The organism is Salibacterium sp. K-3, assembly GCF_054052005.1.
Genome location: NZ_JBSVZE010000002.1, coordinates 556,305 through 578,686, shown reverse-complemented (window position 1 = coordinate 578,686; position 22,382 = coordinate 556,305). Strand labels below are relative to the sequence as shown.

Annotated in this window: 22 protein-coding genes and 1 pseudogene; 18 read left to right on the top strand and 5 right to left on the bottom strand. The window is 46.5% G+C overall.

Going from position 1 to position 22,382, the window contains the following annotated elements:
- Positions 1-97: 97 nt before the first annotated feature.
- Complete coding sequence (locus ACW9JV_RS15015; protein WP_457335847.1) at positions 98-433, top strand: PadR family transcriptional regulator; 336 nt, start codon at positions 98-100, stop codon at positions 431-433.
- Positions 434-462: 29 nt separating this feature from the next.
- On the opposite strand, the gene ACW9JV_RS15010 is transcribed toward ACW9JV_RS15015, so the two are convergent.
- Entirely contained in the window at positions 463-1,077 is a 615-nt protein-coding gene (locus tag ACW9JV_RS15010; RefSeq protein ID WP_457335845.1) for a hypothetical protein, read from the bottom strand.
- Positions 1,078-1,331: 254 nt separating this feature from the next.
- Here ACW9JV_RS15010 and ACW9JV_RS15005 point away from each other — a divergent pair, with 254 nt between their 5' ends.
- The 10 genes from ACW9JV_RS15005 to ACW9JV_RS14960 all read left to right on the top strand — a co-directional run bounded on the left by ACW9JV_RS15005 (position 1,332) and on the right by ACW9JV_RS14960 (position 12,713).
- Positions 1,332-2,063 (top strand): FadR/GntR family transcriptional regulator, encoded by a 732-nt coding sequence (locus tag ACW9JV_RS15005; RefSeq protein ID WP_457335843.1) that lies wholly within the window; start codon positions 1,332-1,334, stop codon positions 2,061-2,063.
- Complete coding sequence (gene kdgD / locus ACW9JV_RS15000; protein WP_457335841.1) at positions 2,060-2,986, top strand: 5-dehydro-4-deoxyglucarate dehydratase; 927 nt, start codon at positions 2,060-2,062, stop codon at positions 2,984-2,986. Before ACW9JV_RS15005 ends, kdgD begins: the two co-directional genes overlap by 4 nt.
- Positions 2,987-3,028: 42 nt before the next feature.
- The gene (gene gucD, locus ACW9JV_RS14995; protein WP_457335839.1) at positions 3,029-4,492 is read left to right on the top strand and encodes an alpha-ketoglutaric semialdehyde dehydrogenase GucD; all 1,464 of its coding nucleotides are present in this window, start codon (positions 3,029-3,031) and stop codon (positions 4,490-4,492) included.
- Positions 4,493-4,651: 159 nt separating this feature from the next.
- Positions 4,652-5,755 (top strand): tripartite tricarboxylate transporter substrate-binding protein, encoded by a 1,104-nt coding sequence (locus tag ACW9JV_RS14990; RefSeq protein ID WP_457335837.1) that lies wholly within the window; start codon positions 4,652-4,654, stop codon positions 5,753-5,755.
- A gap of 83 nt (positions 5,756-5,838) precedes the next feature.
- The gene (locus tag ACW9JV_RS14985; RefSeq protein ID WP_457335835.1) at positions 5,839-6,243 is read left to right on the top strand and encodes a tripartite tricarboxylate transporter TctB family protein; all 405 of its coding nucleotides are present in this window, start codon (positions 5,839-5,841) and stop codon (positions 6,241-6,243) included.
- 23 nt (positions 6,244-6,266) lie between these two features.
- Positions 6,267-7,760 carry a tripartite tricarboxylate transporter permease gene (locus ACW9JV_RS14980; RefSeq protein ID WP_457336084.1) on the top strand — a complete coding sequence of 498 codons (1,494 nt, stop codon included), beginning with the start codon at positions 6,267-6,269 and terminating at the stop codon, positions 7,758-7,760.
- 39 nt (positions 7,761-7,799) lie between these two features.
- Positions 7,800-9,149 carry a glucarate dehydratase gene (gudD, locus tag ACW9JV_RS14975; RefSeq protein WP_457335833.1) on the top strand — a complete coding sequence of 450 codons (1,350 nt, stop codon included), beginning with the start codon at positions 7,800-7,802 and terminating at the stop codon, positions 9,147-9,149.
- A 310-nt stretch (positions 9,150-9,459) separates the two neighbouring features.
- A complete protein-coding gene (locus ACW9JV_RS14970) occupies positions 9,460-10,419 on the top strand; it encodes a glycine betaine ABC transporter substrate-binding protein (RefSeq protein WP_457335831.1) in 960 nt (319 codons plus the stop codon).
- Positions 10,420-10,593: 174 nt separating this feature from the next.
- A complete protein-coding gene (locus ACW9JV_RS14965; RefSeq protein WP_457335829.1) occupies positions 10,594-12,072 on the top strand; it encodes an aldehyde dehydrogenase family protein in 1,479 nt (492 codons plus the stop codon).
- Positions 12,073-12,560: 488 nt separating this feature from the next.
- Positions 12,561-12,713, top strand: a complete 153-nt coding sequence (locus tag ACW9JV_RS14960; protein ID WP_457336082.1) for a YcxB family protein — start codon at positions 12,561-12,563, stop codon at positions 12,711-12,713.
- 21 nt (positions 12,714-12,734) lie between these two features.
- Here ACW9JV_RS14960 and ACW9JV_RS14955 read toward each other — a convergent pair whose 3' ends face one another.
- Entirely contained in the window at positions 12,735-13,307 is a 573-nt protein-coding gene (locus ACW9JV_RS14955; protein ID WP_457335827.1) for a PadR family transcriptional regulator, read from the bottom strand.
- A 118-nt stretch (positions 13,308-13,425) separates the two neighbouring features.
- On the opposite strand from ACW9JV_RS14955, the gene ACW9JV_RS14950 reads away from it, so the two are divergent.
- The 3 genes and pseudogenes from ACW9JV_RS14950 to bioB all read left to right on the top strand — a co-directional run bounded on the left by ACW9JV_RS14950 (position 13,426) and on the right by bioB (position 15,742).
- Positions 13,426-13,929, top strand: coding sequence for a phenolic acid decarboxylase (locus ACW9JV_RS14950; RefSeq protein ID WP_457335825.1), 504 nt, complete (start codon positions 13,426-13,428; stop codon positions 13,927-13,929).
- A pseudogene (locus tag ACW9JV_RS14945) lies at positions 13,914-14,308 on the top strand (DUF4256 domain-containing protein); the annotation flags it as partial. The gene ACW9JV_RS14950 and the pseudogene ACW9JV_RS14945, both read left to right, overlap by 16 nt.
- 432 nt (positions 14,309-14,740) lie before the next feature.
- Entirely contained in the window at positions 14,741-15,742 is a 1,002-nt protein-coding gene (gene bioB, locus ACW9JV_RS14940; protein ID WP_457335823.1) for a biotin synthase BioB, read from the top strand.
- A gap of 16 nt (positions 15,743-15,758) precedes the next feature.
- Here the strand turns inward: bioB and ACW9JV_RS14935 are convergent, their stop codons facing one another.
- On the bottom strand, positions 15,759-16,454 hold the full coding sequence (locus ACW9JV_RS14935; RefSeq protein WP_457335821.1) for a class I SAM-dependent methyltransferase: 696 nt from the start codon (positions 16,452-16,454) through the stop codon (positions 15,759-15,761).
- Between the two features lie 565 nt (positions 16,455-17,019).
- Here ACW9JV_RS14935 and ACW9JV_RS14930 point away from each other — a divergent pair.
- The 4 genes from ACW9JV_RS14930 to ACW9JV_RS14915 all read left to right on the top strand — a co-directional run bounded on the left by ACW9JV_RS14930 (position 17,020) and on the right by ACW9JV_RS14915 (position 21,647).
- A complete protein-coding gene (locus ACW9JV_RS14930; protein ID WP_457335819.1) occupies positions 17,020-18,006 on the top strand; it encodes a LacI family DNA-binding transcriptional regulator in 987 nt (328 codons plus the stop codon).
- Between the two features lie 284 nt (positions 18,007-18,290).
- Positions 18,291-19,697 (top strand): sucrose-specific PTS transporter subunit IIBC, encoded by a 1,407-nt coding sequence (locus ACW9JV_RS14925; protein WP_457335817.1) that lies wholly within the window; start codon positions 18,291-18,293, stop codon positions 19,695-19,697.
- 36 nt (positions 19,698-19,733) lie between these two features.
- On the top strand, positions 19,734-21,191 hold the full coding sequence (locus tag ACW9JV_RS14920) for a glycoside hydrolase family 32 protein (RefSeq protein ID WP_457335815.1): 1,458 nt from the start codon (positions 19,734-19,736) through the stop codon (positions 21,189-21,191).
- A 219-nt stretch (positions 21,192-21,410) separates the two neighbouring features.
- The gene (locus tag ACW9JV_RS14915; protein ID WP_457335813.1) at positions 21,411-21,647 is read left to right on the top strand and encodes a hypothetical protein; all 237 of its coding nucleotides are present in this window, start codon (positions 21,411-21,413) and stop codon (positions 21,645-21,647) included.
- A 47-nt stretch (positions 21,648-21,694) separates the two neighbouring features.
- Here ACW9JV_RS14915 and ACW9JV_RS14910 read toward each other — a convergent pair whose 3' ends face one another.
- Together ACW9JV_RS14910 and ACW9JV_RS14905 are read right to left on the bottom strand one after the other, a co-directional pair.
- Entirely contained in the window at positions 21,695-22,078 is a 384-nt protein-coding gene (locus tag ACW9JV_RS14910; RefSeq protein ID WP_457335811.1) for a VOC family protein, read from the bottom strand.
- Between the two features lie 22 nt (positions 22,079-22,100).
- Positions 22,101-22,379, bottom strand: a complete 279-nt coding sequence (locus ACW9JV_RS14905; RefSeq protein ID WP_457335809.1) for an ArsR/SmtB family transcription factor — start codon at positions 22,377-22,379, stop codon at positions 22,101-22,103.
- Positions 22,380-22,382 lie beyond the last annotated feature (3 nt).

The following is a 22,382-nucleotide window of genomic DNA, read 5'->3' as shown; positions in this document are numbered from 1 at the left end:
TAGTGACACACTCCTTTGAAATGTCCCTTACTATCTGGAAATGATATCATAAAAATGGATATCATTTTAAAGTAAATGTTTGAGGGGGGAATTTCTGATGTCGAATGAATATAAAACGAAACATAAGGATATGGACATTCTGGAGCTGTTGTATTATAAAGATATGGACACCCGTGAACTGGCCAGGTGTATTCGGCTGAAAACGATGAATCCAACGGAACTGGAAGAACGGACCCTGTATGCCATTCTCCAAAGGCTGGAAGACAAAAACCGGGTGCGGTCGTATTGGAGAAGTGCCAGTAGTGCAGGCAGAGCGGAAACGTATTATACGTTGACCAGCAAAGGACAGAAGAGTCTTCGCAGGAACAAGAAAGACGGAAGCCTGATTAGAGAATTGGCGGGAGGCTTATTCGGAGGAGGGGTGGATCTGTAAGACAAATCATATCTCTCACGTATGGAGCTCTAATCTATGTTAATTTCAATCATATTTTGATCTATTTGCAGTCGTTCTTTCAAACGATCTTCCACCTCGATAAGAATTTGATCTTCATTCATTTCATCTGTTTGAAAGGTATAAATGATGCTGGTTACGGCTCCGCCTGCCGGCGCACTTTGTTCATAAGAGGAAGGGGATACCTGTATTTGTTCGTGAAAACCATCCAGGTCTCCCTGGTTATGTAAATCATGTGGTAAAAGAGGGAACTCGGGCTGCCGTTCCACCAGTCGGATGTCAATTTCCTCTGCAGGTAATGAAATTTCATCCTCCCAATTCTCATATTCCTTGAGAGCTTTACCGTTGATGCTCATCTTATATGTCCATTGGGCTTCTGCAATGTCTATAAGCTGATTTTGATTTAAGATCTCTTCCAGTGTCGTGCCGAATCTTTGGTAGTCAGAGATTTCTGTTTTCAGTAATTCGATTTCTTCCTGTAACGATTCTATTTTTTCTTGCTGCTCCTCTGCGCCTTTGTGCTCAACGGAATCCTCCGCTTCTTGTGGACTGTCTGCATGTTGGGCTGATTGGTCTACACATCCCGTTATCAGTACGGTGACTATGAATAGAAATATTCTTTTCATTATTCTCCTCCTTGAAATTTCATTATAACTCAAACTCTCTTTCTAAAGGGACACAATCATTGCCACTTCCCAAAAATTTTAACGATATTTTTCCCGGAAACATGCGGTTTTTTATTAATCTATTTGTCTGACAAAAAAATGATTTATAAAATGACATTGACGGTTATGTCTATTTGTCTTACAATTTGAATTGTCAAAACAAACAAATAATTAATTCTTGCTGTATACTTGAAAAGAAAGGAGGGCGGTCGACATTGGAACGAAACACGGAATCTTTAAAGATGAAGTCAGTGAAACGAAACACGTTAGCGCAGCAGGTCATCGAACAAATCATTGATTTACTTATGAGCGGAAAGCTGGAAGCCGGTGACAAGCTTCCATCGGAAATGGAACTTATGGATATGTTATACGTCAGCCGGCCGGTGTTACGTGAAGCGCTGAGTTCGTTAGAGACACTGGGAGTGATTCACCGTAAAACAAAAGAAGGCACGTTCTTTTCCGACAAGGTGGGAAGTGAACCTTACCGGCTCATGCTGGCATTATCCGTCAATGACATCGAAGCCATTATCGAAACGCGGTTCTCCCAGGAGCTGGGCCTCGTTTCTCTTGCTGCCGAGAAAATGTCGGAACTGGAGTTAAAGAAGCTGAAAGAAAACATTGAGCGGATGGAAAACACAGACGAGAACTATCTGGAGATCGACCGGGAATTCCACCGCATTATTGCGTTTAATGCAACGAATTCCATTACCGAAGGTTTAATTGATCCTCTGCTGAACATGTACGACAAGACGCTGGAAAACATCGCTCTGGAAGATCGGAACAAGATGATTACGGTGCAGCAGCATAAAGATATTTATCATGCGCTGGAGAAAAGAGATCCGATAGAAGCCTATATCAGCATGTACCGGCATCTTGATCATGTCAGAAAGCGCCTGACCCGTCCCGGAACAGGTGAAATTCAAACTCGAAAGGATTCAGTAGAATGACAAACAGACAGCCTCCCACAGGAATTTCAGGGTTTCCTGTTACGCCGTTTAATGAAAACGGTAACATGGATGAAAAAGCACTGATGGCTAATATAGAATTTTTACTTGAAGAAGGATTGGAGTCTATTTTCGTTGCCTGCGGGGCCGGTGAATTTCATAACCTCAGCAATGAAGAATACGACTCTATGGTTCAGACCGCCGTCTCTGTCGTTGGCGGCAGAGTCCCGGTATACACCGGCGTCGGCGGTAATATAACAGAGGCGCTGCAAAAAGCGGAGATATCACAAAAGCACGGTGCGGATGGATACCTGATTATGCCGCCGTACTTGATCGAAGGCGAACAGGAAGGAATGTATGAGTATTACAGAGCCGTCGTCACAAGCACGGACCTAAACGCGATCCTTTATCAACGGGCGAATGCAGTATTGACATTGGAAACATTAAAAAAATTATTAATATTCCCTCAAATCGTCGGGTTGAAGGACGGTATCGGAAACCTGGAGGCAAATATTGAATTTACGCAGGAAATCGGGGACCGCCTGGGATGGTTGAACGGTATGCCGATGGCAGAGGTGACGATGCCGGCTTATCTGCCGCTCGGGTATAACTGTTATTCCTCTGCGATCTCCAATTACATTCCGCATATTTCAAGAACGTTCTATGAAGCATTGAAACATGGTGATCAGGAAACGGTAAACGACATCTATCAGGAAGTTATACTGCCTATCAACCGTATTAGAAGAAAAAGAAAAGGCTACGCTGTAGCGCTGATTAAAGCAGGAATGGAAATTGTCGGACTTCCGGTTAAAAATACGGTAAGGCCGCCGGTCGTACCGGTAGAACAAGAACACTATGAAGAATTGAAACAAATTCTGCGATCTGCACTTGAGAAATATCCGCCAAACAGAAAAGTATCTATTTAGTGCATGTGAAGTAAAATTATTCTTAATTTGGAGGATTTTATCATGACCGTCAGAACTCAAAGCAGCATTCGTTTTTCCAACTACATTAATGGAAAATGGGTACCTTCCAGCACAAAGGAAGTCAGGACAAATATAAACCCGGCTGATACGGACGATGTGGTTGGAGAAATTCAGAAGTCTTCAGGAGAAGACCTAAATCAAGCCGCAGCGGCGGCAAAGTCAGCGAAAAAGAACTGGAAAGCATTAGCGGGAGCAGAAAGAGGCGCCTATCTTTATAAGACAGCTGACATTCTGGAAAGGCGCCTGGAAGAAATAGCTGAATGCATGACGAGAGAAATGGGAAAAACGCTTCCCGAAGCGAAAGGGGAAACAGGCCGGGGTGTTGCGATACTGCGCTACTACGCGGGAGAAGGAATGAGAAAAGAGGGGGACGTCATCCCATCTACAGACCGTGATGCGTTGATGTATACAACGAGAGACCCGTTAGGGGTAGTGGGTGTCATCACCCCCTGGAACTTCCCGGTTGCTATTCCTATGTGGAAGACAGCTCCTGCTTTAATCTATGGAAATACGGTTGTCTTAAAGCCGGCTTCAGAGGCTGCTGTCACATGCGCGAAGTTGTTTGAATGTTTTGAAGAAGCGGGGCTGCCCGAAGGGGTTGTCAACATGGTAACAGGATCAGGATCTGTCATCGGCGGGGGAATCGCAGAACACCCTGACGTGAACGGCATCACGTTCACCGGTTCCAACACGGTTGGAAAAAGCATCGGGCAGACGGCACTGGCTCGCGGCGCGAAGTATCAGCTGGAAATGGGAGGTAAAAACCCGGTCATTGTTTCTGCCGATGCGGACCTTGACCTTGCGGTGGATGCGACAATCAGCGGCGGCCTTCGTTCCACGGGTCAAAAATGTACCGCCACAAGCCGTGTTATTGTACAAAGCGACGTCTACGAAACATTTAAGGAAAAGCTCGTTGCAAAAGTAAAAGACATCAAAATCGGTAATGGATTGAACGACGGCGTCTGGATGGGGCCGAGCGCAAGTGAATCGCAGTTAAACACCGTTCTTTCCTATATTGAAAAAGGAAAGGAAGAAGCCACGCTGATCTGCGGCGGACAGAGACTGACAGGTGATCCATATGATAAAGGGTATTTTGTGGAGCCGACAGTGTTTGAGGATGTTTCATCCGATGCGGTAATTGCCCAGGAAGAAATTTTCGGTCCGGTTCTGGCCTTAATGAAAGCGGACCATCTGGAAGAAGCACTCGAGGTTGCAAATGACGTGGAATACGGGCTGAGTGCCTCCATTTTCACCACTAACATTCAAAAAATGCTTTCCTTTGTGAATGAGATGGATGCCGGGCTGGTACGTATTAACGCTGAAAGTGCAGGAGTGGAACTGCAGGCTCCGTTTGGCGGGATGAAACAATCCAGTTCTCATTCCCGCGAGCAGGGAGAAGCGGCAAAAGAATTCTTCACTAATATAAAAACGGTATTCGTGAAGTAAAAGGGGGGAGGATCTCCCCTCTTTACCTCACCTAACGAAAGCAAAGGGGGGGCTGTATTGTTTTATAGCACTTATTGAAAGCGTTTTTATACATTTGAAGGAATGGCGGACGGTGTTAGTGGTGTTGGTAACTAAAATAAGGAAAGATGAGGTGTACGTATGAAAAAAGTGTGGATGTTTTTATTGGCAGCTCTTCTAGGTATCTTTTTAGTGGCATGCGGCAGCGGGGAATCGGAGGAAACGGGAGAAACGACAGGGTCCGGGGAACAATCTGACAGCTCCGGGGAAGAAGCTTCGGGATCCGACGGTGAAGGTGTGGATCTTTCGAGAATCAGGGTAGTGATCGGATCCACCTCTACCGGCGGCGATACGTATCAAAATGCGGAAGCGGTATCCAGATATTTAGAGGATGATTTAGGAACGAATATGAAAGTGGATGCGATCGGCGGCGCTAAAGCTTTTAATGAACTTAGCAGTGCAAAGGATGACGGAAGTACGGTTATGTTCTTCCATGATATGGCGTATCTAGGGGTGGAGTACGGCAGCTTTAACGAGGACTATGCGCTGGAAAACTGGAAACTTGGACCAGTTGTTTCCATCAACCCCGGGAATGCCTTTTTAACAAAGGCGGATGCCCCTTACGATACGATGGCTGAATCAGCGGAATGGCTGGAAGAAAACCCGGATGAAACGATTTCGGTTGCCGTTCAGGCTGGCGGGGTTTCAGAAATTGTGTTTGATGGATACTACCTCTGGGTTGAAGAGGAATTTGGTACAGACGTTTCCGACCGGATCAAAGCTTATGTAACCGGCTCCCAAAAAGATAAGGACCAGGCGCTGTGGGATGGAAACGCGGATATTATTCACGGTTCCATTGGTGCCAATAACGAGTATACAAAAGACGGTGTGGAATCAGATATTAAGATGAAATTCCTTGGCATTACAGCGAGTGAAAGAGTGGAAGGATATGACATCCCCACATTTGCCGAACAGGGAATTACCGTAAACGGCGAAGAGTTTACGTTTGATAAGGAATTCTTCTTTATCCTGCCTGAGAATGTAGACGCAAACTTTGCGTCGACGCTGGATCAAGCGGTGAAAGATGTAATGGATAATTCCAACTACAAAGAAGATTTAAGCAAAAACGCGTATATTACAAACTACATTTCAGCGGAAGAGTCCACCGACTACCTGATGGAAAAAAGAGAAAAAATGCGTACAATCATTGAGCAGGCACCAAGTCTGGATGAAATAACCAATTAATGTTCAACACAACGGGGCGCCCGAAAAAAGGGCAGCCCCTTTCCTTCAAAAGATGTAACGACTGATAGAAAGAGGGTGAAGATTTGAAAGACCTCTTTACCATTGAACTGCAATTTAGTGAAAATCATCTCATTTTTCCCAGGATTATTTTAACGATTCTCATCGTTTTAGGAGTCCTGCTGGTGCTGCAGACCATCATTCAGAAAGTGAAGTCAGGAAGGTTAAAGAAATGGGATTTCACGTTTTTCGAAAAAAATTATGACAAACTAAAATTTTACGGAACGATCGTCCTTCTCCTTGCCTACGGATTAAGTCTTGAAGCGCTCGGGTTTGTCGCTTCAAGTATCATCTTTATGTTCCTTATCACGCTATTATTTTTAGGACATGTGAAAGGAAAAGCGATACTTATTTCCCTGATCAACTCGGTGGCGACGACGATCATTATCTGGTTTGTTTTTGGTCAGATGTTCGATATTACTTTACCGTAAGGAGGTGAATTCCCGTGTTTTTTATGGAAATACTTACACCGATGTCCATCCTTTTATGCATCCTGGGCGTGTTTATCGGCATTATTTTCGGATCGATTCCGGGAATGACAGCAACGATGGCCATTGCTATTTTTTTACCGTTGACGTATGCCATCGATATGATAAACTCCATCGGTTTATTGATCGGCTTATATGTAGGAGGGATCAGCGGCGGCCTGGTCCCGGCTATCTTATTAAACATCCCCGGAACCCCGTCGTCCCTTTGTACAACCTTTGACGGCTATCCGATGACGCAGAACGGGGAAGGGGAAAAAGCGCTGAAAGTCGGCATTACAGCCTCTATCATAGGCGGTTTTTTCAGTTTAACCATATTATATTTCTTTGCCCCTCTTCTTGCATCTATTGCGATTGATTTTTCATCCGTCGATAAGTTTTTAATTATTCTCTTTGCCCTCACGATCATTGCTTCCATTTCTAAAGGAAGTTTACTTGGTGGAGTGTTCAGCGGCGTCTTAGGTATTTTTGTGAGCTTAATTGGGACATTCAGCGACAACAACCAAATACGGCTCGTTCCCCCGGGGCTGGAAGAACAGTTAATTTACGGGTTTTCCCTCCTTCCTGTTTTAATCGGTTTATTCGCCATCGGTCAAATTTTAAAAGAGTCGGAAGAAGGGATGAAAGCAGCCCCGCACCAGAACATTGATCTGCAGAAGGGGAAAACAAGCACATTCTCCTTTACGTTGTTCAACGGCCAGATCGTGAATGTGATTCGTTCATCCGTTCTCGGAACGTTTGTCGGAATGCTGCCGGGTGTCGGCGGCAGTGCGGCTTCCATAACCGCGTATTCACAGGCCAAAAGTTTTTCCAAAAAACCGGAGAAGTTCGGCAAGGGTGAACCGGAAGGGCTTATTGCAAGTGAATCCGGTAATAATGGATTGATCGGCGGCGCATTGATTCCGTTACTTTCTCTGGGGATTCCCGGCGACAGTACGACAGCGATCCTTGTGGGGGCCTTTTTGCTGCAGGGGATTGAGATCGGTCCATTGTTCATCCCTACGAATCAGGAATTGTGGAGCGGCATTGTATATGCGCTGATTGTTGCAAACATTGCCATGTTCCTGTTTATGTTTTTTTCGATTAAATACTTTGCAAAGATCGTGTTTATTCCCAAGTACATTATTTTTCCCATTATCATCACCATGTGTGTGGTCGGCTCCTATGCGATCAATAACGGGGTTATGTTTGATGTATGGACCCTGCTGCTGTTTGGGCTGCTTGGATATGTTTTTATGAAAATCGGTATTCAGATTCCTCCTTTTCTCATCGGTTTTATTTTAGGAGGGCAGGCAGAAAAGTATTTTATTGACAGCTTAAAAGGCAGTAACGGGGATTTAACCACTTTCTTTACAAATGGCCCGATAGCGATTGTGTTATGGATTTTGATCATTGTCGTGCTTACGTATGCGGTTATGGATCACCGCAGATCGAAAAAAGCTGATCAGCAGGAGGCAGCATGATAAACGACCCGTATGTGGAAAAGAAGGAGTAGATATAGAATGGAATCCGTTATAAAAACCGGTAACAGCACGCCATCCATTGTTGATTTGTCTGTCTATACCGTTGCCGGACATGACAGTATGCTATTGAATTTGAGCGGGGCGCACAGTCCGTATTTCACCAGAAACGTTGTGATTTTAAAGGACAGCAGTGGAAACACAGGGGTTGGAGAAGTCCCTGGAGGAGAAGACATCCGGAAAACGATAGAGGATTCGAAACCCCTGTTGGTGGGGGAGACGATTGGAAACTATAAAAACATAGTAAAGCATGTGAGAGAAACATTTGCTGAGCGCGATGCCTCCGGTCGTGGATCGCAGACGTTTGATCTACGGGTTACCATTCATGCGGTTACCGCACTGGAAGCAGCATTATTGGATGTATTGGGGAAATTTCTGGACGTTCCCGCTGCAGCTTTGCTCGGTGACGGGCAGCAGAGAAAAGAAGTGGAGACACTGGGGTATTTATTCTATATCGGGGACCGTAACAAAACGGACCTGCCGTATGTAAGTGATCCGGATGCCGCGGATGACTGGTTCCGCCTGCGTCATGAAGAAGCATTGACTCCGGAAGCGATTGTCCGGCTGGCCGAAGCGGCTTATGAGCGGTACGGGTTCCGCGATTTTAAGCTGAAGGGCGGAGTACTGCACGGCGAAGAAGAGATGGAAGCTGTGACGGCGTTAGCTGAACGGTTTCCCGATGCACGTATCACGCTGGATCCGAACGGCGCATGGTCCTTAAACGAAGCGGTTCACTTATGCAGGGATAAGCATCAGGTCCTTGCCTACGCAGAAGATCCTTGTAATGCTGAAGATGGTTTCTCGGCCCGCGAAGTGATGGCTGAATTCAGAAAAGCCACCGGTATGCCGACAGCGACGAATATGATTGCCACCGACTGGCGCCAGATGAGTCACGCTGTGCAGTTACACGCAGTGGATATTCCGCTGGCTGATCCTCATTTCTGGACGATGCGCGGATCGGTCCGTGTCGCGCAGATGTGCCATGATTTCGGCCTGACGTGGGGATCCCATTCCAATAATCACTTTGATATTTCCTTAGCGATGTTTACGCACGTGGCGGCCGCAGCTCCCGGGGAAATAACGGCCATTGATACGCACTGGATCTGGCAGGACGGCCAGCGCTTAACGAAGGAACCATTTACCATTAAAGACGGAAAAATCACCCTTCCGGAAAAGCCGGGACTCGGGATTGAAGTCGATATGGAGAAGATTGAAGCTGCACACGAGTTATATAAAAAAGAAGGACTTGGAGCAAGAGACGACTCCGTTGCGATACAATACCTCATCCCCGATTGGACTTTTGATAACAAACGTCCATGTCTTGTACGGTAAACGTCCTGCTTTGGAAGATGAATCCACCCGGTATGATACCTGGGTGGATGTTTTATGAATGACTGCTCTATGTTCAGAAATTGAAGATACATAACACCCTGTCCATTTCTTAGAGGAATTAAAATGAAGAAATAAACAGATATTCTGTAAAGAATTCGTAAAGCTTCGTTAAAGGGTATCAAACGTTCAGATTTCCCTATATGCACTGTTTGAAGAAATGTTTACCTTTCATTAGAATGTAAAGGTGTTCAATAACAGATAATAAGACAAGATTCGATTTTCTACAGCATAGAAGGAGAGATCGTACAGGATGTTTGATTTCAATTGGAAAAAGCTTATGGCTGTGACAGGATTATCGTTTACGCTTGTGGCAGCCGGGTGTGGTCAGGAAGATACGGAAAATGAATCAGAAGGCGGCGGCAATGACGAAAGTTCAGGAGACGGCGGCAGTGAAGAGAGTGAATCCACCGCCGGTGTCGGAGAAAAGGTAGACTATACAATTATTGGTATCGAGCCTGGAGCCGGGGTCACCGAATCCACCAATAACGCGTTATCCGAATATGATAATCTTGCCGGCTGGGAACATAAGACTTCTTCAACAGCAGCGATGTTGTCGGAGTTGGGCACAGCCTATGAGAATGAGGAGCCGATCGTTATTGTCGGATGGTCCCCGCACTATAAGTTCGCCCAGTATGATCTGAAGTATCTGGAAGATCCGCAGGGTGTTTACGGGGAAGAAGAAGTGATTAAAACCATCGCAAGAAAAGGACTGGAAGAGGATAAGCCGGGTGCCTTTACCATTATAGACAGATTTAAGTGGACTCTGGAAGACTCGGAATCGTTCCTCCTCGACGCCCAGGAAAGTGAGATAAGCGAAGTAGCCCAGAAGTGGGTGGATAACAATCAGGACACTGTAGATAAATGGATTGACGGTGTCGAATCGGCTGACGGTACTTCTGTGGAGCTCGCTCTCACCCCTTGGGACTCCGAACGTGCATCTTCCGAAGTCCTGAAACTGGCACTGGAACAGAAAGGATACGATGTGACTCTCACACCTGCCGATCCATCGGTTGTGTTTGAAGCCGTTGCCGACGGGGATGCAGATGCATCGACAGCGGCCTGGATGCCGAACACACATGCCAGCTTCTATGAAAAGCACGAAAGCGATATTGTAGATCTTGGTCCGAACCTCGAGGGCGCCAAAACAGGACTCGCCGTACCAACGTATATGGACATTGATTCCATCGAGGACCTTGAACCTGCAGAGTAAAAGCATAGTATCGAAAAAACCTCCACGCCGTGTCAGATGCGGTGGGGAGGTTTTTTCAGGCCATTCCTTCGTTCGCAGCTTCCACAGCTTGAAAAAGATTGTCTTCATATCCAGAATGGAGAAAGGGAATAGTAGAACAACACAGTTTTATATGACGGAAAGGAGAGGCATGGCATGTATGAAAAGGAACTTACCGTGGATGCGTTAATCAACGGAGAGATAATAAAAGCAGATTCCTATGAGGCACGGGAGAATCCTGCACATCCAACGCAGACGGCGGGGTTCTCTCCCGTTAATACGAGAAAGGACGCCATCCGCGCCATTGATGCGGCAGATGACGCATTTATCGATTGGACGAACCGGGCGGTGGAGGACCGGATCGAGCGGATGAGAAAAGCGATTCAGAAAATCAAAGACCGCACTCCGGAGATCAAGGAGCTGTTATCGAGGGAACATGGGAAGCCGTTGTATGATGCGGAAGGCGAAATCGGCGTGTCGCTCGCGTGGATGGAATTCGCGTGTGATAACATACAGGAAGTACTGAAAAGCGAAGTGAACGAAGACGAAAACGGCAGAACCATCATTGCCCGGGACGGCATCGGTGTCGTCTCCGCCATTTCTCCGTGGAACTACCCGTTAGCCCTTTCTACGATAAAAGTAGCGCCGGCTCTGCTCGCGGGCAACACGATGGTGCTCAAGCCGAGTCCTTACGCGCCGCTTGCGGTGACCAAGGTTACGGAAATGATTGCCGAAGAAATGCCGGACGGGGTGCTGAACCTCGTTCACGGGGATGCCGATGTCGGGAAGGAATTAACTTCGAACGCCAAGGTCGCTAAAATTGCGTTCACGGGAGGCACCGAAACAGCGAAACACATCATGAAAGCGGCCGCCGACACGATCAAGAATCTGACGCTCGAATTAGGCGGAAATGATGCCGCGGTCGTGCTGAGCGATTTTGATGTGAACGATGAGCGGGCGATGCGGCGCATGGTCATTTCCAACTTTCTCACCGCTGGTCAGATCTGCATGATCGCCAAGCGGATCTATGTGGACCGCTCGATTTACGATCAATTTGTCGAAAAATACAAAGAAGCGGCCGATCAATGGATCCGGGTCGGTGATCCGTTTAACGAAAACGTTACGATCGGACCGGTCAACAACAAGCAGCAGGTCGATCACGTGCAGAACCTGGTGGATCAGGCAGCGGATAAAGGAGCCGAAGTCATCAAGCTTGGCACCATTCTCGATGAGGATGTATTCAACGAAGGGTATTTTATGCAGCCAACGCTGGTTCTCGGCGTGGATTATGATGATCCGATCGTGGAAAAAGAACAGTTCGGACCAACCGTTCCGATTCTGCCGTTCGACGGGGATGAACACGGCATTGAGCTCGCAAACAACAGCATTTACGGCCTGACGAGCTCGGTGTGGGGAGAAGAAGACCACGCCGTGAAAGTAGCGCGCCGTATCCAGGCCGGCACGACGATGATCAACACCGCCGCCGTCCAGGGCCTCGATGTGCGTTATCCTTTCGGCGGTGTCAAACAATCCGGCATCGGCCGTGAATACGGTAAAGAAGGCCTGCTTGCTTACACCGACACCCACGTCATCAACATCCCAAACAACGGCGACCTGCCGTACATCCCGGAATAACCTGGGAAAAAGAAAGCGCTCCTGTGCTGGACAAGCACAGGAGTTTTTTTAAGAGGAGGAATGCGACCGGTATCCTGCAGGGATAGCTTGAACGACGAATACAGCTTAGTATGAATCGTTTTCAGCGAAAAAACAGAAGAATCAACTGTCACAGCGGAGGGGAGACTTGGCCTTCATGATGCGCTGCAGCATTTTCGTCTCCATACGATGAGGAAAATGGCGGTGATCGGCGTCATTGCATTGATTCCTATTTACATCGTATTCCACCTGCAGTTTGCGATGGGAGTAATAGGTACGGCTGCCATCACTCTTTTGGGTGAAACGGCGGGTATGCTTACAGGATGGATGATCATAAGATATAAATTTAAAAGACAGAATCAAAGCAATCCCATGATGGAAGACGGGGTAACGTACATATTCCAGCAGGACGGCTTTCATGAAAGGAGGTCGAAGGAGCAGGCCTTTATGAATGGCGCCGGCTCCGCGGGATACATGAGCGCCGTGACTTTTTTCAGTTATACCTTACGAAGGAGCGGGCTGTTGTCGTGCCGAAACATTTCTTCGCAGGCGAAACCGATGTACAGCAATTCCGGGACATCCTCCGTCATCAGAAAGAATTGCTGAACGTCAGGATGCGCTGACATTCCCCCTTTCGCAGCCTGTTACTCTCCGAGTTGTCTCCGCCGTATAATATCCATGCTTTCCATTAACCAGAAGATATAATTCTCCTCACGGGAAACGGCTTTGGTTAAGACAAAATAATGTCCCAATTCATCGGCATCCAAATCCACAGGACCGTTTTCCTCCCCGAAGTAATAAGCATACTGTTCTCTCAACATGTTTAATTTATCGGTGCGCAGGTTTAATTGATGTTCAAACAACGCAAGAAGATCTGCGGAGGGGATGTCTTTCAGAAAATAAAGCCGCAGCGCGAACACATCTTTTTCCGTTTCGAGATGATCATCTTGGGTCAAAAGCCACGTGTGCAGATCATCTTTTCCTTGCTCCGTTAAGGTGTACATCTTCTTTTCGAGTTTCTCTCCCGACAACTCTATGTAGGAAGAAATCAGCTCTTCCTCCAGCAGCTTCTTCAATTCCGTGTAGATCTGGCTGTGCTTGGCACTCCAGAACTGCCCAATCGCCTGTTTGAAGTCAGATGTAATATCATATCCACTTTTGTCATTTTTTCTCAAAAGTCCTAAAATAGCGTACTTCAGCACTCTGCGGGCCGCCATGAATATCTCTCCGTATCTACTAGTATTGACGGTATTATACCACAGGTGTACAATAAATCATGTAAAATTAAACATGTATATATTAACATACTTTAAGTTACAAAGGAGAATGCAGTCAATGAAAGATCTTAACGAGTTTCTCGGAAGTCATTTGATTTATACGTACGAAAACGGCTGGGAATATGAAATGTACATTAAAAATGAAGACACTATCGATTACCGCATTCACAGTGGTATGGTGGGCGGGCGCTGGGTCCGCGACCAGAAAGTCGACCTCGTAAAAATCGTCGACGGCGTGTTTAAAGTATCATGGACCGAGCCGACCGGCACTGACGTTTCCCTGAACTTTATGCCAAATGACAAACGTATGCACGGCATCATTTTCTTTCCGAAATGGGTACATGAACATCCGGAAATCACCACGTGCTATCAGAATGATTACATTGACGTCATGAAAGAATCCCGTGAGAAATATGATACGTATCCAAAACACGTCGTGCCGGAATTCGCTGACATTACGTTTTTCCAAAACGAAGGCGTCAACAATGAGAGTGTTGTCGCGGAAGCACCGTATGAAGGCATGACTGATGACATGCGCTCCGGTAAATTAACGTTCAAATAACAGAAAACCTAATCAAAAAGCAGCGTTTTGAGAAACATATGCACCGCCACGAGGGGCTGGATTGGAAAGAGATTGAGGCAAAGCTCCAGGCGTATCCGGTGAAATTGGAATCGCTTCATCAGATGGATCAGACGGGCGGCGAACCGGATGTTGTGTGGTATGATGAGAAGGAAGGCGGTTACGTGTTTGTAGACTGCGCTGCGGAAAGTCCGGCGGGGCGCCGCAGTGTCTGTTACGACTGAAAGGCGCTGGAGTCGAGAAAAAAATACAAGCCGGAAAACAGCGCGGAGGATATGGCTGAGGAGATGGGCATCGATATGCTCACCGAAGACGCGTACGGGCGCTGCAGCAGCTCGGCGAATTTGATCTAGGACGTTCAAAGACCCATATCCTGCCTCTCCTTTTTGATGTTTTGCAAATTCCCTCCCAATTATAACAGGACTATCCATGGTATACAGAAAAAAGAACAAAAGATCGGCTGAACGTAGAATCAGCCGGCTTTTTCATGTGACTTGTTCCGCTTGTAAGGGGGAGTTTGGCATGTATTCAGCTTGATTTGGCATGTAAATGCTCCAGTTTGGCAGGTACACGGGGCGCCGGCTTGTATATGTGTTTCCTTGGCATGTATTCGACAACGTTTGGCATGTATCTGGCCGGAAACAGCATGTATTAAAGAAGGAACCCGGCTCATAAAAGAGGAGGGAAAGCATCCATTCACGCTGCAGTTATTTTTCCTGCTGTTCGTATTGTTATATCGTAAACCTTATAGTATATTAGGTTTACGATGAACATGAAGAATGGAGGATATAAGATGAATCAGTGGATGGAACTTGCAGATAAGGTCTTGGAGGGCGGTAGCCTGACTACAACGGAAAGCCTGGCGGTGCTGGAATGCCCGGATGACGACATACTGCCGCTCATGCACGCTGCCTTTCTCATTAGAAAAAAGCATTTCGGGAAAAAAGTGAAGCTGAATATGATTATGAATGCCAAATCAGGGCTCTGCCCGGAGAACTGCGGATATTGTGCACAGTCCGCTGTGTCGACGGCTCCGGTGGATACGTACAGCATGGTAACAAAAGAGACGCTGCTGGAAGGAGCCAGGAGGGCTTATGAACGGGATATTGGTACATACTGTATAGTGGCAAGCGGGCGCGGGCCCGCAAATAAAGACATCGACCATCTCGTGGAAGCTGTCATAGACATAAAAAACACGTACGGCATGAAAATCTGCGCCTGTCTCGGACTGTTGAAACCGGAACAGGCCCAGCGCCTCAAGGAAGCCGGCGTGGACCGCTATAATCATAATGTGAATACGTCGGAAAAGAACCACTCCGCGATCACCACGTCTCATACCTATGAAGACAGAGTGAATACCGTCGATACCGCAAAACATGCCGGCATGTCTCCCTGTTCCGGAGTCATTGCCGGCATGAAAGAATCAAAACAGGATCTTGTGGATATGGCGGAAAGTTTAAAAGCACTCGATGCCGATTCGATTCCGGTGAACTTTCTGCACGCGATTGACGGCACGCCGCTTGAAGGTGTTCATGAACTGAATCCTCTGTACTGCCTGAAAGTACTGGCACTTTTTCGTTTTATCAATCCGGCTAAAGAAATCCGTGTCGCCGGAGGACGGGAGGAAAACCTCCGCTCCCTGCAGCCGCTTGCGTTGTATGCGGCGAATTCCATTTTTATCGGCGATTACTTAACAACCGAAGGACAGGAAGACTCGGAAGATCAGAGTATGCTTGCCGACCTTGGCTTTGAGGTGGAAAGCGTCGAGGAAATGAAAGCGTCGCTGGAACGGTGAGGCCGCTTCCGCACCATCAATCCGAGTGGCACATCCACCCTCCCATGATCCCGGTCGAATAAAACCGGGTGATATTCGTGAAGCCGGATGCTGCGAGGAGCTGTTCGATTTGCGATTCCGGCAGAAACGACACCTGCTCTTTCAGTTTGCCGGTCATCTCGTCCATATGATCCGGATCGCGTCCGGCATCAACGCCGAAGCTTTTCCACACATTCAGCCGGTTCTGCAGTTCGCTGCTGTCCACCTCCCCGTAAGCGCTCACGAGGACGAACGGTGCACCGGGCTTCAGACGTTTCCTGATGGACTGGAGCAGATGCCGTTTTTCCTTTTCATCATGAATAAAGTGAAGAACGAGGATGCAGCTTGCCGCGTCGAAAGCCGGTTCCTGCAGCGGCAGATCGTCCACGGTCCCCTGCATGAGGTGGCCCCGGTTGTTAATATCCAGCTGTGCGGCTTTCTCATCCGCAGTATCCAGCATATCTTTCGACGGATCGACGCCGGTGAAGGTCCATCCCGGGTTGGACGGTCCCCAGGCGGCAAGTTCATTGCCGCCGCCGGCTCCCGCTATCAGGAGGGACGCCGTTTCATTGACGTGAGACCGGAAATACGACTGTACCATCGAAAAAAGCTTGTCATAGGTGGGAAGCGAGATGCGGGTGTTCTCATCATAGGCGCGGGCCGCTTCGGAAGTGAACCTATATTCTTCATTCATCGTGAATTCCTCCATTTTTTTTGGTGTTTTCGAGAATCAGCCCCGGACGGCGGGGACTTTTTTTCGTCATACGGACAGAAAGAGACGAAAGATAAGCGAAAACGTAAGTATAAACCGTTCATAAGACCGTTTTGGACGGGTGGGTATCAGTCAAACGTAACGTAAAATGGGTCATAACGACGTTTACAGCACACAGGAGCAGCGAAACGTAAGTATGGGGTGATAAATGGATATTATAGATGGTTAATATCTATAAAAGACAATGGAGAAGTTAAAGAACGGACGGTGTCTGTTTTGCAAGATCAGCTATTTTCCGCTGTTTCAACGTTTCTTCCATTTTTCCTTCCGCGTCATCCATGACACGCTGAATCGGGCACTACCTTCCGCAGACTCTTTTTGTTCGATTAGAGTTATGATTTGTTATTGAAAATGTTATAATACTCTACAATCCTGTGTTTAACGGAGTAATCTCAGGGTGTACCTGAGTCTGAACAGCAGCTGATTTTGCTGCCTATTCATTAGATCTTTGGAACCTATCTTACCGAACAACAAGGGGACATACGATTTGATCACGATCAGCGATATTGCCGAAATGGCGAATGTATCACGTTCAACGGTTTCGCGGGCGTTAAATAATTCCGGTTACGTCAGTGAAGATGCCAGAAAACGAATCGATAAGGTTATCGAAGAAACCGGTTATATGCCAAGTGAATATGCTAAATCATTGAGAACGAAAAAGACCAAAGTGATAGGGGTTATTCTGCCTACCATCCAGACGGAAACATCAAGTAAGGTTGTTACCGGACTTGGGAAAGTATTATCAGAGCAAGGTTATGAAATTCTGCTTGCCAATACGAACCTGGACAGGGAAAAGGAAATAGAGTACCTTGATCTGCTGAGAGTCCGCCAAGTGGATGGAATTGTCCTGATAGCGACCAACACGGAACCCGCTTTGATGGAAAAGATAAGACAACTTTCCATTCCCCTTATAATTCTGGGGCAGGAAGCAGAAGGCATTACCAGTATTGTTTATAATGATTATGAAGTATCGAGGGAGGTAACGTCCACTCTGATTGAAAAAGGGCACGAGAAAATCGCTTTTATTGGAGTTGACGAGTCTGACAAGGCTGTCGGCTATCTACGCAAAAAAGGCTATCTGGACGAAATGGCCGGAACCGGGATCCCTGTTGAAGATGCCTGGATTCAGAAAGCAGTCTTTGATATCGATTCTGGTTACGATGCGATGCAGGCGATACTGGCGTATGCTGATCAGCAGCCCACTGCAGTCTTTGCCGTGACGGACAGGCTGGCTGTCGGCGCGATGACATATCTCAAGCAACAAGGATATCATATACCAAAAGATATAGCGGTCACGGGCATTGGTAACTCCGAAATTTCTCAATACGTGGATCCGCCTCTTACAACCGTTGATTATCAAAATGAAGAAGCGGGAATGGAAGCAGGGAGGAAAATGATGGAAATGCTTCAGACGCAAAAAAATCATAAAAAAATGGTGCTCAACTATAGACTGATTTTTCGTGAGAGTGTATGATTAGTTATGTGAAATCGATTCCATTCATTTTCATCAACATGGGATCGGTACCACATCACTATTTTTATGTAATATGAAAACGCTTTTAAAAAAGTTATAAGGAGGTACCAGAGCTTCGAAAAATAAGAAAATCATGGAAGCAGTATCGCATGAGCAGGTAATTACCGAATTATAGGGGAATTATATATTTTTTTATCAATGTGGAATCGATACCACATATTCATTTTATCTGATGTGAGATCGATTCCATCATATTTCAATCAACTATAAAGGAGTGACGAGAGGTGTCGGAGAATCAGAAGATCGCAAAGGAAATTATTGATGCCGTAGGTGGATACGACAATATCGATTCAGTCGTCCATTGTGCTACAAGGCTGCGATTCCAGGTGAACGACGAGGCACAGGTTGAAAAGGAAAAAGTGGAGGAAGTCGACAAAGTAAAAGGAGCATTCTTCAACTCCGGCCAGTTCCAGGTCATTCTTGGCACCGGAATTGTTAACCGGGTATATGAGGAAATACAGAAACTTGGTATAGGCGGCGAATCAAAAAGTGAATCATCAGAAGATCAATCCAAGCAAGGAAATACGCTGCAACGGTGGATTAGAACATTCGGTGATGTGTTTGTCCCGATTATTCCAGTCCTTGTCGCGACAGGTTTATTTATGGGATTACGCGGTCTGTTGGTGCAGGAACAGATTCTGGGCATGTTTGGCCTGACCCCTGAAGATATTCCTGAAAATCTTACGCTGTACACCGAAATTCTGACAGATACTGCATTTATCTTTCTGCCTGCACTTGTAGCATGGTCGACATTCAGAGTCTTTGGCGGAACGCCGATTATTGGTATCGTGCTCGGGTTAATGCTGGTAAGTCCTTCATTACCGAATGCATGGGGAGTGGCCGAAGGGGCTGAACCGTTGATATTCTTTGGATTTATCCCGGTTGTCGGGTATCAGGGAGCTGTACTTCCAGCCTTTTTTGCCGGCATTATTGGGGCAAAACTGGAAAAACGGATTAGGAAATGGGTGCCTGAAGCCCTTGATTTGATTGTCACGCCATTTTTAACATTATTAGTCATGAGTGTAGCGGCCCTGTTTGCTATCGGCCCGATCTTCCATGCGGTGGAAGAGTATATTTTACAAGGAACGATGGCTGCATTAAACCTTCCATTCGGCATATCCGGTTTGGTTCTTGGGTTCTTTCACCAGATTATTGTCATTACAGGTGTACACCACATTTTTAACTTGCTGGAGATTCAACTTCTTGAAAATTCCGGAGAAAACCCGTTTAACGCAATTATTACGGCTTCCATTGCAGGCCAGGGCGGGGCGGCCTTAGCTGTCGGGCTGAAAACAAAATCACAAAAATTAAAAGCACTCGCGCTGCCCTCTTCCCTGTCTGCTTTTCTGGGAATAACGGAGCCGGCAATATATGGAGTTAATTTGAGGTATGTTAAACCGTTTGTTATGGGAATTATCGGCGGTGCTGCCGGAGGATTTCTCGCATCCGTAAGCGGCCTTGCAGGAACAGGAATGGCGATCACGGTTATTCCAGGCACCTTATTGTATTTAAATGAGACCATTTTTCTGTATCTTCTCGTTAATATGGTGGCAATCGGCATTGCGTTTTTATTAACCTGGTTCTTCGGTTATTCTGATGAGAAACTGCAAAGTAATGAAATAGAACAATAGACCACAAACCTCTTTGATTTAGGAGAATGAAAGAAAATGAAACAGAACTCTTCGGAATTACATGAACTTGCACAACATCGGGCAGATGAATATCAACATATCGTATCACGTGATCCTTACCGGCTGCATTTTCATTTAATGCCGCCGGCAGGGTTGCTGAATGATCCAAATGGTTTTGTCTTTTTTAACGGACATTATCATCTTTTTTATCAATGGAACCCATTTGCGGCTGATCACGGCAGCAAATACTGGGGTCACTATATATCACCGGATCTGGTTCATTGGGAAAGCGCCCCTCCGGCCCTGGCGCCGGATCAGTGGTACGACAGGGACGGCTGTTATTCCGGGAGTGCCGTTGTTTATCAGGACAAATTATATGTCTTTTATACAGGCAATGTGAGGGATGATGCCGGCAATCGTTTTTCGTATCAATGTTCAGCTGTTTCTGAGGATGGCTTGAATTTTGAAAAGAAAGGTGTCGTCCTTCATGTTCCTGCAGGATACACTGCCCATTTCCGTGATCCGAAAGTGTTTTACAGGCATAACGAGTGGCATATGGTGCTTGGTGCACAAACCGAAAAAGGGAATGGAGCGGTTGTCTGGCATACATCGGATGATTTGGAGAACTGGGTGTATAAAGGACCGATTGCGGGAAGTGGTTTAAACGGCCTTGGCGCCTTTGGTTATATGTGGGAATGTCCTGATTTTTTTCCATTGGATCAGCAGGATATTCTGATTTTTTCCCCGCAGGGGCTGAGTTCTCAAGGGTATCTGTACAATAATATTTATCAGTCAGGGTTTGTAGCGGGGAAAATGGACGATGACACAATCGAATTTCAGCACGGGGATTTCACCGAACTGGACAGAGGATTTGACTTTTATGCGCCGCAAACGATGCTGGATGATAAAGGCCGCCGGATTATGGCCGCCTGGATGGGAACAGCAGAAGAGGAAGCATACCACCCTACCACACATTATGGATGGGTTCACGCCCTGACCATCCCGCGTGAGTTGAGCTGGGAAAACGGCGGACTAAGGCAGCGGCCGGTACATGAGATGTCACTTCTCCGGGAAGGGGAAGGTCACCAAACATCCTTTATGTTCAGCAATAATGAGAGTTATACTCTGCCATCCCCGATGGGAAGAGCGTTTGAACTGGATCTCAGTTTTTACGGACGTGAGGCGGAGTATTTTACCTTAACTATTGGAAGTACGACCATCCACTACGGTAAGCCGGAACAAACCATGACATTGAAACGGCGAAGCTTTGCAGAGCACGAAAGATTTGAAACCCGGCATTGTGTCCTGGACGAGTTAACTCATTTAAAGGTTTATAAGGATACATCTTCCATCGAATTGTTCGTTAATGACGGCAAGGCGGTATTTTCAGCACGGATTTTTGATGATAAGAAGGAAGAAGATGTAACTTTTCAGGCGGGAGATAACACGGAGATCACCGTTACACACTGGAATCTAAAAAAGGTTTGTGAATAGACAAAAGTGTCAGGAGGAATGCAGATGAAGCAGTAATAAAATAAACAGTCTTGTGAAGCTTGGGAAGCAAAACTGTTTGTTTATGGAGGTGGGTATATATTATTTGAATACTTCATTTATGATTCACCTCTATATAGAGTTATGGAAGTTATATAAATGTTAGATATGTTAGAATAAGGTAATAAAAAGATGTGTATTTTCAAAAAAAGAAAAAGGGGAATGGCATTGTATTTGATACTATCCATTATGGTTTCCGTTGCAGCAGGTTTTCTGCTGGTTATGATGGGGCCTGTCGTTGGCGGCATCATAGCGTTTGGCATTGTGGCGGGATCCTTATTCAGAGGACTGTACCTGCTGCATGACCTCCATAACAGGTTGTCCAAGGTGGCGCCAAAACAAGATAAAGCAAAAGAGGCGTACGAAAACTATCTGCAGGGCAGGGAAAATCAGGGATAGCCCGCCCCGGCCGGAAAAAGGGACAGAACGGACCAACTCGTCACCTATTACTGCTGCACGATCTGAATAAGATTCCCGCATGTATCATTGAAGACAGCGACGGTAACGTCTCCCATTTCCGTCGGCTCCATCGTGAAGGTGACGCCCTTTTCCAGCAGGTGTTTGTATTCTTCATGAATATCTTCCACGCCGAACATCGTCGCCGGGATGCCGTCAGCCGTCAATTTTTCCTGATACTCTTTGGCGGCAGGATGCCCGTTCGGTTCGAGTAAAAGCTCGGTACCATTCTGATCGTTGGGAGAGACAACGGTTAACCATCTCGCCTCACCGGCGGGGACATCTTCTTTTTTTACAAACCCCAGCTTCTCCGTATAAAATTCCAGAGCCTTCTCCTGATCTTCCACAAATACGCTGGTAACAATAATGTTCATCGTTTTACAGCCTCCTTTGGCTCTATTCTATCCATCCTTCGAGCAGATTTTTCAGCGGTTCGTTGTGAAAAATAAGCACACGGTATTTTCCTTTGCGCTTGGAATGGACGAGACCTGCATCTTCTAGTACGGTAAGGTGTTTAGCAATCGCCTGCCTTGAAATGGAAAGATCGTGCTTCATAATGAGACGCGCCGTCAGTTCATACAATGTCAGTTCGCTTCGTTCGCACAATTCGTCTAACATAAGCCGACGGGTGGAATCGGCAAGGGCCTTGAATACAGCATCTTTGTTTTCGTTCATAGA